Genomic DNA, 13,613 nt, shown 5'->3' on the forward strand with positions numbered 1-13,613 from the left:
CGCACAGTTCACTCATGCACCTGGTATCGCAATTCGAGCTGCAGGCCAAGGCGTGCGACAAGCTCGGTTCACCGCTGTACGGCTCGCTGCTGCGCGATATCGCGCGCGATATCGACGATCGTGGACCCTGCGCCGCGGTTCTGGAGGGCTACGAGACCATCGACTTCGATTCCGCGGTGCCGCTGCGCTTGCTGGCCGGCGTGCACGCATTGGTATTGTCCGGCGCCGCAGCCGATCTCGCGCCCTTCTATCCCAGTTCGGGCGCGTCGGTGCGGGCCCACGATCCCGCCGGCGCGTGGGCGCCGTTCCGGCAGGTCGTGGCGGAGCGGGCCGAGTGGATCCGGGACTGGCTGACTCGTCCGCCGCAGACCAACGAGGTCGGCCGGGCCGTTCCTTTGCTGGCCGGGTTGCTCGCGGCGGTCGATGCGACTCCGCTGCCGATCCGGTTGTTCGAATTGGGCGCCAGCGGCGGCCTCAACCTGCGCGCCGACCACTTCCGGTGGGACAGCGGCGATATCGGCTGGGGGCCGGAGGACTCACCGGTCACGATCGCGGACGCGTGGCGAGGACCGGTCCCGCAGTGGCTGGCCGGCGCCGTGCGACGCCATCCGCGGCTCACGGTCGTCGAGCGGCGCGGCTGCGATCCGACGCCGCTGGATCCCTTGTCGCCGCGCGACGCACTGGCGTTGCGCGCGTATGTCTGGCCGGATCAGCAGGCCCGTGCCGCCCGCCTCGACGGAGCGTTGCGACTGGCGGAGAAGATCCCCGTCGATATCGCCGTAACCGGCGCCCGTGACTTTCTCGCCGGCATCGAAGTGGAGCCCGGCACGCTGACCGTCGTCTGGCATTCGGTGATGCGCCAATACGTGCGCAAGGACGAATGGCAGGCGGTGACCGCCGAGCTGGACCGGCTGGCCGCGGACTCGCGGGCCGACGCCGGATTCGCCTGGGTCGCTTTCGAACCCCAGAACAACTCCGACGACCGCAACGGGTTCCGGCTCACCGTCCGGATCGGTGCGAACGAGCCGGTGATACTCGCCCGTGCGATGCCGCACGGCGTTCCGGCGTTCACCTATCCGCTCGACGAGCCCGGTGCCGAGCGGAGCTGACCGTGAGCCTGGGAGTTCTGTTGCGCTTCACGAAGGGCGGCACTGAGCGCGGTCCGGAGATCACCCTGAATCCCTGCGGCCTCCAGCCGGGCGTACCACGCTCGGTCGATGTCGGAAACGGCGGCGCGAGCGACGCGGACGGCGCGCTTGCCCTTCTCGGTGAGAACGATCAGCCGGGCGCGACGATCCGACGGGTCCGGTTGTCGTGCAAGATAACCCAAGTCGATGAGGTCGGCGACGAGTTCGCCCATCGATTGATGGGTGATGCCGGCGCGGGCGGCCAGAGTGGTGAGGCGGGTGCCGCCCGCGTCCATGTTGTAGAAGACCGGGTGGTGGGCGGCGGTGATGTCGGGATAGCCGGCGGCGTGCAGTGTCGTCACGAGTTCGCCGACGATGGACGCGCTGATGCCGCGCAGTAGTGCGACGAGCGGCTGAGTCACTGGCCCACCTTCCGGATATGTCCTCGACATTTCGCAGGCTACCTGCCTACAATTTAGGCAGGTAGCCTGCATAATGAGGTGGTTGTCATGCCTGAACGCCATGCCGCTGTCGGCACTCTGGTCTTCTTCGCCGTTGCCCCGGGCACGGTCGCGGGTCTCGTTCCGTGGTGGATCTCGCGCTGGGAGTTCCACCAAACCTGGCTCCCCGCGCAAATCGTGGGTGCCGTGGTGATCGGAGCGGGACTGATACCGCTGATCGGTGCGTTCATCGAGTTCGCCCGTTCCGCAGGGACACCCGCGCCGATCGCGCCCACCGAGACGCTGGTTGTGAGTGGATTCAATCGCTATGTTCGAAATCCGATGTACCTCGGTGTCGTCATGATCATTGCCGGCCAATCGCTGTTCTTCGGCCAGATTGCGCTGCTGCTCTACGCTGCTCTGATCTGGGCGGTGACGGCTCTGTTCGTCGTTACCTACGAGCAGCCGACTCTGACGGCGCGGTATGGCGAGCAATACGAGAACTACCGGGCCGCTGTTCCGGCGTGGGTGCCCCGGCTGCACCCCTCCGGCAGCCGGGTCGATGGGTGTGACGGACCGTCGGTGTGATTCGCTCGAAATCCTCAGTCCGCGAATGGAGCTCGCACCGGATGGTTGGCGTGGATCACGTCCGCGGCGTCCCAGCGGGCCTTCGCGGCGACCAGCAGTGGCAGGTCGCGGCCGAACAGACGTTCCGGGGGTGCGGCGCTCTCGGTGAAACTGCTGATGTCGCGATCGGAACGCACGGCGGCGACCGCATCGCTCAGCGCCTGGAAGCCGGTCGTGGCCGCGTCGGCCGCAGCCGGGGTGGGGACCACGGCGACAGCGAACAACAGTGCTGCGGATCGGCGGGTGGGGCTCGCCTCGGTGCGGTCGAGGGCGCCGCCGAGGTGGCGCAGTTCGACCGAGGTGAGGGTGTCGGCGGGGCCGTCGGTGACCGCGGTGACGACGGCGTCCACCACGTCTGCGGGAAGTGTGCGGAGGAGCGCGCTGCAGCCGAGGGCCGGGACGGGCGTCGGCGGATCCATATGCAGTCCGGCGAGCGCCGACGGCGCGACCACGTCGAAAGTGTCTATGAGAGGCGATAATTCACGCAGCGGAGCGAGCAGGTCGTGTGCCGTCGCCGCGTTGGCTTGCGCCACGGCCTCGATGATCGCGAAAGTCCGTCCGGCGAACATCGGTGGCACCTCGGGTGTATCGGGGAAGCGGAGGACGCGTGCCACGGAGGTCACCGTCTCCGGTGCGGTCGCGATCCATGCCGTCCAGGCGTGGAAGATGTCGCGGGTCGATTCGACCGGCCAGAACAGGGCGCCGGCCACCACATCACCGATGGCGTGCAGGCGCAGCGTGAGGGCGGTGACCACGGCGATATCGGCGCCGGCGAGGACCGAATCGAACAGGGCGTCGCCTGCTCGGACGCGGCGGATCACGCCGTCTGCGGTGACGAGTTCGAGCTCGAGAACCGAGGCGCGGGAGGGTCCGTGCGAGCGGGCGAACCAGCCCAGGCCACCGCCCAGCACGAGGCCGACCACGCCGACGTCGGCCGAGAAACCGCCGATGGGTACGAGTCCGGCCGCTGCCGCGGCAGCCGTGAGGTCGGCGCAGCGAACCCCGGCCTCGACATGCGCGATACGTGCATCGGCGTCGATCTCGACCCGGTCGAGTGCTCCCGTGCGCAGCAGGATCGTGCGTGCGAGGTCATCCAGCGGAGTGGCGTTGTGACCGGTGGATTGCGGTGCGACGCGCAGTCCGAGTGCGGCGGCGGCGCGGACGGTGAGTGCCACGTCGTCGGTGGTCGCCGCGGTCACCACGGCGATCGGTCGTTGATCGGCCAGCAGTTGCCAGGCGGCGCGGGCCTGATCCCAGCCGGCGTCGGTCGGACGAATGAGGGCGCCAGTCAGGGCCGCCGCGAGGTCGTCGAGGGTGCGAAAGTTATTCGGTGCCCGAGTGTTTCGATCTATGACGACGCGGGGTCTGCTGTCGGCGCGGCGGAGGGCTTCGTGCGGAAGGGGCATGACTTCTCCTTGTCGGGGTGGCTGGTGCGGCCCGATGCGGGCGCGATGGATCGTCCGGCCGGTAGGAAATGCAGGTCGGATGACGTGAGAGATGATGTGGTCGAAGAGAATTAGCCTTGCGAGGCAACGCGAGATATGCGATGTCTTGCGATGATCCGTGTGTCACAGGGTGAACGGCCGGACGCGCAGATCATCGGCCGTGGTGATCCAGGACGGTTTCGAGCTGCCGGTGTGGTTGTCGTGAGCGGATCGTTTATCGACGGCGGTGCTCGAGGCCGCTCTGTAGATGACGCCGGCGCCGCGCAGTGTGCGCACGTCCGGACGCTGATCGGCACTCCTGAAGCGAGAGAACAGGATTGGAAAGCAAGCGTGGGGGCCGCGCCGTGGCGGCCGCGCGGACTGTTTGCGATGCACCGGCCGCCTGGGTGGCGAGCGACCGGATCCCACTTCGGAGGCTGACTACACCGGCCTCTCAACGACTCCTGGTAACCAGGTCCGCGCCACAGCGGTCGTCGTTAGGGCCTGCGAACTCGAACGCCGCCCCCGACCTGATCACCGGACGAGCTTTATGCCCGCTGCTGGGTGGCGGATCGCACTGTCTCGGCGATGATCTCGTGCACGGCCTCGGGACCGGGGGATCGGCGGATCGCATCGCCGATTGCCTCGGCACGCAGGCGATAACGCTCGTCGGTCAGCACGGTGCGGACCGCGGTGGCGACCTTGTCCGGCGCAGGGTTGTCGGTGCGCAGGTCGATGCCCACTCCGGACCACGCCACCCGCGCGCTGACCTCGGTCTTGTCCTCGGTGCGGCCGGCGACCACGATCGGCACTCCGTGTTCGAGCGCATAGTGCACGCCGCCGTAGCCGCCGTTGGTGACGAAGACGTCGGTCTGCGGCAGCAATCGGTCGTAGGGAAGGAATTCCGCGACACGCACATTGGCGGGCAGGTTGTCCGGCAGCGTGTCGACCGGCCGTCCGCCGGTGCTGACGACGACGATGACGTCGTCGCCGGCGAGTGCGCGCACCGTGGGCTCGATCAGAGTCCATTCACCGGTGGCGACCGTGCCCTGTGTCACATGCACGACGCGGCGGCCCGCGAGATCGTCCCACCACTCCGGCACCGAGATCGCCGACGGCCGCGACCGCGCCACCGGACCGACGAAATGCACGGTGTCGGGCAGGCCGCGGCGCGGATATTCGAATTCGGGGACGGTGAACTGCACGATGTGGTCGGCTCCGGCCGGCCAGTCGAGGAAGAACCGCGGTAGGGCGCGCCCGGTCTCGGCGCGCGCGATCTCGTTCGCGAAGCGCTGCACGGGAGCGAACACGACCTTCTCGGCGCCGAGGGTGAGGACCGCGTTGCGCAGACGTCCCAGCGGCCCGCGCATCGGCGTGATCCCGAGACCGAAGGGCGCGACATCCGGATCCTTCAGCGCGAGCGGCAGGATCCCGAGGTTGACCAGCAGCGGTCGTTCCGCGCGCGGAATACCGCTCAGGACCGCGGCGGCGGCGAACATCGACTCGGCCAGAACGGCATCCGTGGACTCGGCGGCGATGGCCTCCCGGACCGCCCGCAACTGGGCGGGGACCGGTCGCAGGAAGATCTCGATCATGTCGTATCGAATGCCCGCGGGGCCCGACAGTCCGCGACGGCCAGGGAAGGCGGCATCGATGTCGCGATCGTCGTAGTCGGCCTCCGGCGGGAGCGGCAGGAAATCGGCGCCGGTCGCGAGGACGTCGTCGCGGAAGCGGCTACCGGTGAGGAACCGCACGCGGTCGCCCGCGGCGACGAGCGCCTCCGCGATAGACAGCAGGGGCGTGACGTGGCTGCGCACGGGTGTGGCGGTCAGGAGAACGGAGATCATGGGCAGGTCTTCCGACGTGTGAAGCGAAGTAAGATTGGTGACACCGATGAAGTATTCACTACCTCACCGGGGTAGTCAATTAGGAATTGAGATGAGTGACAAGACCGCCACCCGGACCTACCGATCCGCCCTGCGCAGTGAACAGGCCGCGGCGACCCGCCGCCGTGTGCTCGACGCCGCGGCGGCCTGCTTCGTGGAGCGCGGCTACAGCGGCACGTCGCTGGCCGATATCGGCTCGCGCGCCGGAGTCTCGACCGAAACCGTGAAGGCCAACGGCCCCAAGCGCAATCTGCTGCTGGGCGCCTTCGAGCAGGCGTTCGCGGGCGAGGAGGGGGAGGCGCCCGTCTCCGACAGCGATGCCGCGGTCGAGGTCAACGCCATCGCCGACCACGACGCCTTCCTGCGGGCGGCCGCGAGCTTCGTTGCCGCGGCGAACGCTCGCACCAGCGTGCTGTGGACGGAGTTCCTGAGCGCCGCCAACGCCGATGCCGCCGTCGCCGAGGCGCTGGCCGGACTGCTGACGCGCCGCAAGCAGGACTACCGCACCGTGGTCGGCATGTTGCTCGAACGCGGAATCGCCCGGGCCGACATCGATTCCGAGACCGCGGCCGACGAGCTGTCGTTCCTCTGGTCGCCCGAAAGTCATCAGCAGCTCGTCCTGCAGGGCGGATGGAGCATGGAACGCTACGAGGAGTGGCTCGTCGCCGCGGTCCGGCGTCAATTCGGCTGAGATCCGAAAGCAGTTGCTTCGCAGTGCTCTTCGACATCGCATCCCCGGTTGCGGTTCGGTAACGTCTGCGGCCGCAGCGGATACCGGCGATGAATTCCGGTCACCGGATTCGTCTATCTCTTCGAGGCCATACGTCTCGTGGAGATAGGAGGGGCGCGATGTCGTCAACCGATCGGGAGCCGACCGATGCAGGGCGCTACGCGGAGCATCCGACCGTGAAACACCTTGCCGCACAGGCGAGAAAGGCGCCGGATCCGGTGCTGAGCGCTGAGCGGCTGCGGGAGATCTGCCTCGCTGCCGGAGCCGACGATGTGGGCTTCGTGTCCGTCGATGATCCGAGGGTGGCGCAGGAGCGCGAGCACGCGCGCGGCATCCTGCCCTCGGCCCGCACCTTCGTGGCCTTCTGTCTCCGGATGAACCGCGACAATCTGCGCAGTCCGATGCGTAGCCTCGCCAACGCCGAGTTCAACCATGCCGACGACGAGACGAACGTGGTATCGCGGCGCATCACCCGGGCCCTCGAGGAGGCCGGCTACCGCGCGGTCTATCCGGCGCCCGGATATCCGATGGAGGTCGAACAGTTTCCGGGGCGGGTATGGGTGCTCGCGCACAAGGTGGTGGCCGAGGCGGCGGGCCTGGGAGTCATGGGAATTCACCGCAACGTCATTCATCCGAAGTTCGGCAATTTCATCCTGCTCGGCACCGTCGTGACCGACGCGGTGGTCGACGAGCCGAGTGCGGCGCTGGACTTCAATCCGTGCCTCGAATGCAAGTTGTGCGTCTCCGCGTGCCCGGTCGGCGCGATCACCAACGACGGTGGTTTCGATTTCCAGGCCTGCTACACCCACAACTATCGCGAGTTCATGGGCGGCTTCACCGACTGGGCCGAAACCGTCGCCGACAGCGCCGACCGCGACGACTACCGCGAGCGGGTGACCAGGGGGGAATCGTTCTCGATGTGGCAGAGCCTCTCGTTCAAACCCAACTACAAGGCCGGCTACTGCATGGCCGTATGCCCGGCCGGCGAAGATGTGATCGGCGCCTTCCTCGACGACCGGAAATCGCATCTCGACGAGGTGGTGCGCCCGTTGCAGAACAAAGCGGAAACCGTCTACGTATTGCCGGGATCCGCGGCCGAGGAACACGTCACGCGCCGGTTTCCCAACAAGACGCCGAAGCCGGTCGGTAACGGGTTCGGCGACGAGGTCAACGATCTGCTCGATCAGATCGGGCCGCGCCCGCGCCGGGGCGCTACGCCGGAGTGACCTCGGCTACGAGCGTTTGCGCAGCTGCCCCAGTAGCGGCAACAGCGACACCACGACGATGACCGCGACCGCGGGCAGCAGATACTTGTCGACGTTCGGCACCGACGCCCCGAGCCAGTAACCCAGCAGGACCAAACTCTGCGACCATACGATCGCGCCGACGATCTGCCACAGCGTGAACGTGCGCGTCGGCACGTCGAGCACCCCGGCCACCGGGCTGATGACCGTCCGGACCATCGGCACGAATCGGCCGATCACGATCGCCCGGCGCGCGCCGTACCGGTCGAGCCAGCGTTCGCCGCGGGCCACCACGGTGTGCACTCGGGAGTTCGATGTGCGGTGCAGGACGGCGCGGCCGCCGTGTTTGCCGAAGACGTATCCGGCCTGCGCGCCGGCGATCGAACCCACTGCGGCGCAGAGCAATACCTGCCACAGGATGAGGTGGGGGCCGGAATGGGTCCCGCCCGCGCACAGGATGCCGGCGGGGAAGATCAAGGTGTCGCCCGGAAGGAAGAACCCGACCACCAGCAGCCCCGACTCGGCGAAGGTTCCGGCCAGTACGGCCAGCGCCCCGAAGTTGGCCAGCAGCGCAGACCCACTCGTCGGATTGAGTGCGGTCCACGTGCCGGTCACGGGACAACCGTAACGGTTTGCCGGATTCGGGGTCGGACACGGCGTCCGCTCTAGGGAGCGTTCCCCTGCCGCCTGCGCTCGACCGTCTGACCCGGTCGTAGCACCGTTCCGCAGTCACCGGTCTTCTGGTAGTCCGACAACAGGTGCGGAAGGACCTCGGCCGAGTACCGGCGCAGTTGCCCGAGTTGCTTGTCGCCGCGGACTACATCCTTGCGAACCCAGTCCTCGTCCGGACTGGCGAGGTTCTGAGACTGCTGAATCCGGTAGTAGTCGCGGTCCATACGCGGATCGACGGTCAATCCGTTCTGCATCCAGACGCCGTGAGTGTGGACGAACGTCGGCTTCAGATCCTCGAATACGTAGTCGGCCAATCCGATATCGGCCTTGCCCGCGTAGATGTCCGCGATCCGGGCATCGGCGAGTCCTGCCATATCGATCAGCCGCAGTCGAGAGGTCAGCGCGCTTCCGCCCATGTCGGGGGCGAGCAACGTGCCCTGCTGCAGGTCGAGGATGTCGGCGTAGCCGTTGAAGTAGCGGCCGAAGCGAAAGGCTATCCAGCACAACGGGATATCGGAATCGGCACGGTAGGAGTCGGCGGCGTCCGCCAGGGCGACACCGGAGGGGATCATGGCGGCGACCAGCGTCAGCGCGACGAGGGCCCGGCCCCGGGTGCGCAGCCGGGCCAGAACCTCGGTCGCCGAGAGCACGACGACGAGCGCGGCGAGCGCCCAGACCGGAGTGGCGAACCGGAACTGCCCCATCCAATCCGGTTGCAGCACGCAGTAGCCGGTGATCGCCAGCGTCAGCGGAACCAGCAGGGCGACAAGGCCGTTACGGATTCTGCTCGGGCCGGACAGGGCGAGCCCGACCACACCGACCGCCGCGACCACGGCGGGCGCGCCCGCGTACTGCACCAGATCGCCTGCTCTGGTGAGGTCGTGCACGGTCGGCATCGCCTGATTCTTGGCGACCGCCGTATTCGCGACGAGCCGGCCGAACTCGCTGACCCGCCACACCAGATACGCCCCGAACGGAATCGCGAACGCCGCACCGGAATACAGCACATGACGAAGTGCGACGGGCCAGGTGGCACGGCGAACCAGGATCACCGAGACCAGGGGGTACGCCGCGAGGTAGATCAGGCCGTCGGGCCGGGTCAGCGCCGCGAACGCCGCTATCGCACCGGCCGTCACGGCCACCGCGGGTGTCCACAGCCGCTCGTCCAGCACCGCCAGGAACAGGCGGACGGCGAGAGCGCATACCGCTAGCGCGAACAGCGAGTTCTCCAGGCCGGAGAAACACCAGATCACGAAGGACGGAATCGCGGCGAGCACGGCGCCGGTCACGAACGTCACCACCGCGGGCCAACGCGACACCCGCCGCGCGGCGAGGTAGCAGCAGAGGAGGATTCCGGCGCAGCACAGTGCCGCGATCGCCTTGGGGTAGAAGACGAAGTCCGGGATGCCGAACAGGGCGCCGGAGTCGAACAAGCCGCACCATTTGCCCAGCACCAGCACCGCGAGCCAGGTGGGATCGGAGAATCCCTCGACCGGTTGCGCGCCGGGTTGCAGTACCGGCCCGGCACCCTCGGCGACACTGCGCGCATACGCGAACGTGATTCCGGCGTCGTCGACCAGCCAGATGCCGTACTGCGCCGCCTGCCACACCAGTAACAGCACGCCGCTCGTCACCGCGGCCGCCGCGCCCCACCATGATCGCCCGCGTCGCTGCCGCAGGTTCTCCCGCTGCCCGCCGGAGGTTTCCGGCCGCGCTGTTACTACCTCAACCATTCACCAGAACCCATACTCGAAAGAGTCGCCAAGGGACACAACAGCTTTTGCGCCCCCTCGCGAGTACATCTACAGACGTCGGTCGATCTTGAATCCGCGTGTGGACGGCTGTCAATCCGGCGGGACCGGCCAGGGGTGGGGAAGGGTGGTGCCGATTACCAGCGGGCCCGGCACTGTCCTTGCGCACACTGTCGCTCGATCCTGCCGCGCGACACCGTCTGCGCCAGGCCGATCAGCCAGCAGGTGGGGCAGCCGCGCAGCGCGACCACACCGGCGGGCAGCAGGAGCAGGACGACCGGCCCCGCGGCGGGGATCAGCGCGATCGATGCGGCGATCAGGCCGAAACCGAGCATCCCGCGTGCCAGGTGGACCGGGACCGAGCGGCTGGCGAACGTCTTCTGCTGTCCGGCAACGTCCTTCACGGCCGCAGCCCCGGATCCGGCATCCCGAGTTGCGCGCGAACGGTAACCCGGGCTCGGTGCAGTCTGGATTTCATTGCCGCCGTGCTCAATCCGAGCGTGCGAGCCACCATGCCGCCCGGCAGGCCTTGGACATCGCGCATGATCAGGACTCGGCGCTGATCGGCGGGCAGCGCCGCGATCGCCGCGGCGATTCGCTCGATGTCCAGCCGGGCCAGCACATCGTCCTCCGCCGAGGCCGCCGCGATCTCCGCGTCCGGTTCCCGGTGCACGGCTGTGCGTAGCCGTCGCAAGCATTCGTTGCGCACGATGCGAAACATCCACGAGGCCAGTGCGCCCGCCGCCCGCAGCGTGCCGATCTTGCGGAACAGGACCAGCATCGCCTCCTGCGCGGCGTCCTCGGCGTCCTGACTGCTCGCGCACAGGGAATGGGCGAAGCGCTGGACGTGCGGATAGGAGCCGGAAACCAGGGCGGCGACCGCGGACTCGTCGCCGGCGCGGGCCGCCGCGACCAGATGTTCCTCCGGCCAGGCCGATCTCGTGCGCTCAGCCACGGGTACGCCTCCGCCGCAGAACCAGCATGCAGCTGCACAGTAATACGGCCGCGACCACCACGGCGATGACGGCGACAACCATGTCGACTCCTTCGGTTAGGCGGGCCCGGTTGCCCGCACGGTGATGAGAGCGATCGAGGGCGGAAAAGGATTCAGGGCGGTGTCGAGTGGGTGCGCGCGGTCGGCCGGGCACCACGAGGCCGCCGGTTCCCGGTCGATTTGCTGACCGGCGGGTACCGTGCCGATAGCGGATGCGGCGGATATCGCGGAAGGAACGGGGTCGATGGCGGCAGTGTCGGATACCGTCCCCGAATTGCTGCGCGCCCTCGATCTGACCGGTGTGTTCGCCAACGCGATGCTCGGCGGGGCGGTGGCGCGCACGTTCCGGTTCGACCCGATCGGATTCGCCGTGCTCGCTACCGCTTCGGGGCTGGGTGGCGGCATCATCCGGGACACGCTGCTGCAGCGGGGGACGCCGGTGGCGCTGGTCGACTACGCCTACCTGCTGACCGCCCTGTTCGGGGCGTCGATCGCCTTCATGTTCCGGTTCGAGGGCCGATTGTGGGACCGGCTGTTTCCCTGGGTGGATGCCCTGGCGCTGGGTTGCTGGGCGGCGGTCGGTGCGCAGAAGACGCTCGAAGTCGGGCTCGGGTGGCTGCCGGCGGTGTTGCTGGGAACGACGACAGCGGTCGGGGGCGGGGTGGTACGCGATATCGCGGTGGGTCGGGTGCCGACGATCTTCGGGGGTAACACGCTGTATGCCACCGGTGCGCTGCTGGCCAGTGCGACACTGGTGATCATCTGGTATTCCGGCCATGCGACGGCGGGTTCGATCGCGGCGACGGTGGTCGGCGCGGGATTGTGCCTGCTGGCGCGGTGGCGCGGATGGATGCTTCCCGAGCAGGTGAGTTGGCCCGAACGATTGCGTTACGGTCGGCGAAAGGAGAGGTGATGACCTCGACCACGCGGGATACCTCGGTACTGGCGGGTCTGGACGGCATCCGTGGGTGGCAGGAGGAGTTCTACCGCGACTTGCACGCCCATCCGGAGCTGTCGCATCGAGAACATCGCACGGCCGGACGGATCGCGGAGAAGTTGCGGTCGCTGGGGTACGACGTGCACGAAGGGATCGGCGGAACGGGAGTAGTCGGAATTCTGCGCAACGGTGACGGGCCGGGGGTGCTGCTGCGCGCCGACATCGACGCGCTGCCGGTGCGTGAGGCGACCGGATTGCCGTATGCCAGCGCGGTTTCCGCTGTCGACAAGGACGGCAAGGAGGTGCCGGTGATGCATGCGTGCGGCCACGACGTGCACGTCACCTGCCTGCTGGGCGCCGCGCAGCTGATGGCCGAGCAGACCGGCCACTGGCGCGGGACGCTGGTGGCGCTGTTCCAGCCGGCCGAAGAGGTCGGCGACGGGGCGCGCGGGATGGTCGACGACGGACTGGCGAAGGTACTGCCGCGGCTGGATGTCGCGCTCGGCCAGCATGTGCTGCCCACGCCGGCCGGTTCCGTCGCCACTCGCAGCGGGCCGACGATGGCCGCGGCCGACAGTATGCGCATCACGGTGTACGGGCGAGGCGGGCACGGGTCGATGCCGCAGGCCACCATCGACCCGGTCGTGCTGGCATCGATGATCGTGCTCCGGCTGCAGATGGTCGTCTCGCGCGAGGTGGCGCCGACCGAGACGGCGGTGCTGACCGTCGGCAGCATCAACGCGGGTACCAAGAGCAATGTGATCTCCGATCACGCTGTGCTGCAACTGAATGTGCGCACTTACAACGAGTCCACCCGCACCACGATCCTCGACGCGATCCGCCGGATAGTCACCGCGGAGTGCCAGGCCTCGGGCTCGCCACGCGAACCGGAATTCGAACTGTTCGACCGATTTCCGTTGACCGACAACGACCCCGGCGCCACCGCCCGCGTGGCCGAGGCCTTCGCGGCCTATTTCGGCGACCGCGCCACGGAAATGCCGATGGCCAGCGCCAGTGAGGATTTCAGCGATATCCCGAACGCCCTCGACGTGCCGTACACCTATTGGGGCGTGGGCGGAACCGACCCGGAGAAGTTCCAGGCCGCACTGCAGGCCGGCCGCGTCATGCAGGACATCCCGGTCAACCACTCGCCGAATTTCGCGCCGGTGATCGAGCCGACGCTGCGAACCGGGACGGAAGCGCTGGTCGTGGCCGCGTTGGCGTGGTTGGGACGGTAGGACGACGACCTTAGTTGTCCGCGTGTGATTCCCGGCGCTCGTATCGGCTGCGGGCGATGCGGTGGGCGCAGCGCAGGAGGTCGGCGACGGCGGTGGCGGTTCGCGGGCCGGGGTTCACGACGGCGAGCCAGGCCTGTGCCCCGTAGACGGGGTGGGGGAACAGCGTGTCGGCGAGGCTCGGGTCGGCCGGGATCGTGGCGTGGTCGCGCGGGGTGTGACCGGTTCGTTCGATGAAGGCCTCTTTGCCCGCGAAGATGTTGAGGCGGAACGTGTTCGGACGGTCCAGGCGCGATGATCCGTCGTCCGGATAATCCTTGGTGACGATGGTGGCGAAGGGCTGGGTGTGGGGAACCACGCCGTCGGGGGCGTAATAGAAGAAGGTATCGCCCCAGCTGATTTCGGGGGTGCCGTCGCCGGGCCGGGGACTCAGCGTCAGGACGCCGCCGAGGTTTTCGGCGAATTCGATGATCTCGTTGATCTCCATTGCTCTAGCGTTTCATTGAAGTGCTTGTGGAGACTCCGTCCATCGGAATGGCAGGTCGT

15 protein-coding genes are annotated in these 13,613 nt (G+C 68.0%); 6 read left to right on the forward strand and 9 right to left on the reverse strand.

What is annotated here, in order from left to right; translation table 11 throughout:
* Window positions 1–14 precede the first annotated feature (14 nt).
* Window positions 15–1,109 carry a DUF2332 domain-containing protein gene (locus A5780_RS22195; protein ID WP_064909491.1) on the forward strand — a complete coding sequence of 365 codons (1,095 nt, stop codon included), beginning with the start codon at window positions 15–17 and terminating at the stop codon, window positions 1,107–1,109.
* Here A5780_RS22195 and A5780_RS22200 read toward each other — a convergent pair.
* The gene (locus tag A5780_RS22200; RefSeq protein WP_063015995.1) at window positions 1,073–1,549 is read right to left on the reverse strand and encodes a MarR family winged helix-turn-helix transcriptional regulator; all 477 of its coding nucleotides are present in this window, start codon (window positions 1,547–1,549) and stop codon (window positions 1,073–1,075) included. The two genes, A5780_RS22195 and A5780_RS22200, sit on opposite strands and share 37 nt — an antisense overlap.
* An 87-nt stretch (window positions 1,550–1,636) precedes the next feature.
* Between A5780_RS22200 and A5780_RS22205 the strand changes: the two genes are divergently transcribed.
* A complete protein-coding gene (locus A5780_RS22205) occupies window positions 1,637–2,155 on the forward strand; it encodes an isoprenylcysteine carboxylmethyltransferase family protein (RefSeq protein ID WP_064909492.1) in 519 nt (172 codons plus the stop codon).
* Window positions 2,156–2,169: 14 nt separating this feature from the next.
* Here A5780_RS22205 and A5780_RS22210 read toward each other — a convergent pair whose 3' ends face one another.
* The 3 genes from A5780_RS22210 to A5780_RS22215 form a co-directional block, all read right to left on the reverse strand.
* Window positions 2,170–3,600, reverse strand: coding sequence for an FAD-binding oxidoreductase (locus tag A5780_RS22210; protein ID WP_082976644.1), 1,431 nt, complete (start codon window positions 3,598–3,600; stop codon window positions 2,170–2,172).
* Between the two features lie 162 nt (window positions 3,601–3,762).
* A complete protein-coding gene (locus A5780_RS40150; RefSeq protein WP_156747545.1) occupies window positions 3,763–3,915 on the reverse strand; it encodes a hypothetical protein in 153 nt (50 codons plus the stop codon).
* A gap of 251 nt (window positions 3,916–4,166) precedes the next feature.
* On the reverse strand, window positions 4,167–5,465 hold the full coding sequence (locus A5780_RS22215; RefSeq protein WP_064909493.1) for a glycosyltransferase: 1,299 nt from the start codon (window positions 5,463–5,465) through the stop codon (window positions 4,167–4,169).
* A gap of 91 nt (window positions 5,466–5,556) precedes the next feature.
* On the opposite strand from A5780_RS22215, the gene A5780_RS22220 reads away from it, so the two are divergent.
* Together A5780_RS22220 and A5780_RS22225 are read left to right on the forward strand one after the other, a co-directional pair.
* Window positions 5,557–6,195: a TetR/AcrR family transcriptional regulator gene (locus tag A5780_RS22220; protein ID WP_064909494.1), complete on the forward strand. Its 639-nt coding sequence runs from the start codon at window positions 5,557–5,559 to the stop codon at window positions 6,193–6,195.
* A gap of 158 nt (window positions 6,196–6,353) precedes the next feature.
* Window positions 6,354–7,460 (forward strand): 4Fe-4S binding protein, encoded by a 1,107-nt coding sequence (locus A5780_RS22225; protein ID WP_064909495.1) that lies wholly within the window; start codon window positions 6,354–6,356, stop codon window positions 7,458–7,460.
* A gap of 6 nt (window positions 7,461–7,466) precedes the next feature.
* Here A5780_RS22225 and A5780_RS22230 read toward each other — a convergent pair whose 3' ends face one another.
* The 4 genes from A5780_RS22230 to A5780_RS22245 all read right to left on the reverse strand — a co-directional run bounded on the left by A5780_RS22230 (window position 7,467) and on the right by A5780_RS22245 (window position 10,856).
* A complete protein-coding gene (locus A5780_RS22230) occupies window positions 7,467–8,093 on the reverse strand; it encodes a DedA family protein (RefSeq protein ID WP_030514814.1) in 627 nt (208 codons plus the stop codon).
* Window positions 8,094–8,143: 50 nt separating this feature from the next.
* The gene (locus A5780_RS22235; protein ID WP_231983052.1) at window positions 8,144–9,883 is read right to left on the reverse strand and encodes a hypothetical protein; all 1,740 of its coding nucleotides are present in this window, start codon (window positions 9,881–9,883) and stop codon (window positions 8,144–8,146) included.
* Between the two features lie 155 nt (window positions 9,884–10,038).
* The gene (locus A5780_RS22240) at window positions 10,039–10,305 is read right to left on the reverse strand and encodes a hypothetical protein (RefSeq protein WP_064909497.1); all 267 of its coding nucleotides are present in this window, start codon (window positions 10,303–10,305) and stop codon (window positions 10,039–10,041) included.
* Window positions 10,302–10,856 carry an RNA polymerase sigma factor gene (locus A5780_RS22245; protein ID WP_064909498.1) on the reverse strand — a complete coding sequence of 185 codons (555 nt, stop codon included), beginning with the start codon at window positions 10,854–10,856 and terminating at the stop codon, window positions 10,302–10,304. Before A5780_RS22245 ends, A5780_RS22240 begins: the two co-directional genes overlap by 4 nt.
* 283 nt (window positions 10,857–11,139) lie before the next feature.
* On the opposite strand from A5780_RS22245, the gene A5780_RS22250 reads away from it, so the two are divergent.
* On the forward strand, window positions 11,140–11,808 hold the full coding sequence (locus A5780_RS22250) for a trimeric intracellular cation channel family protein (protein WP_063016025.1): 669 nt from the start codon (window positions 11,140–11,142) through the stop codon (window positions 11,806–11,808).
* Complete coding sequence (locus tag A5780_RS22255; protein WP_064909499.1) at window positions 11,808–13,070, forward strand: M20 family metallopeptidase; 1,263 nt, start codon at window positions 11,808–11,810, stop codon at window positions 13,068–13,070. The genes A5780_RS22250 and A5780_RS22255 overlap by 1 nt, the downstream gene beginning before the upstream one ends.
* 10 nt (window positions 13,071–13,080) lie before the next feature.
* Here A5780_RS22255 and A5780_RS22260 read toward each other — a convergent pair whose 3' ends face one another.
* Window positions 13,081–13,554: a DUF6194 family protein gene (locus tag A5780_RS22260; protein WP_063015986.1), complete on the reverse strand. Its 474-nt coding sequence runs from the start codon at window positions 13,552–13,554 to the stop codon at window positions 13,081–13,083.
* Between the last annotated feature and the right edge of the window lie 59 nt (window positions 13,555–13,613).

The sequence above is a fragment of the Nocardia sp. 852002-20019_SCH5090214 genome (assembly GCF_001665865.1).
Lineage (GTDB): Bacteria > Actinomycetota > Actinomycetes > Mycobacteriales > Mycobacteriaceae > Nocardia > Nocardia nova.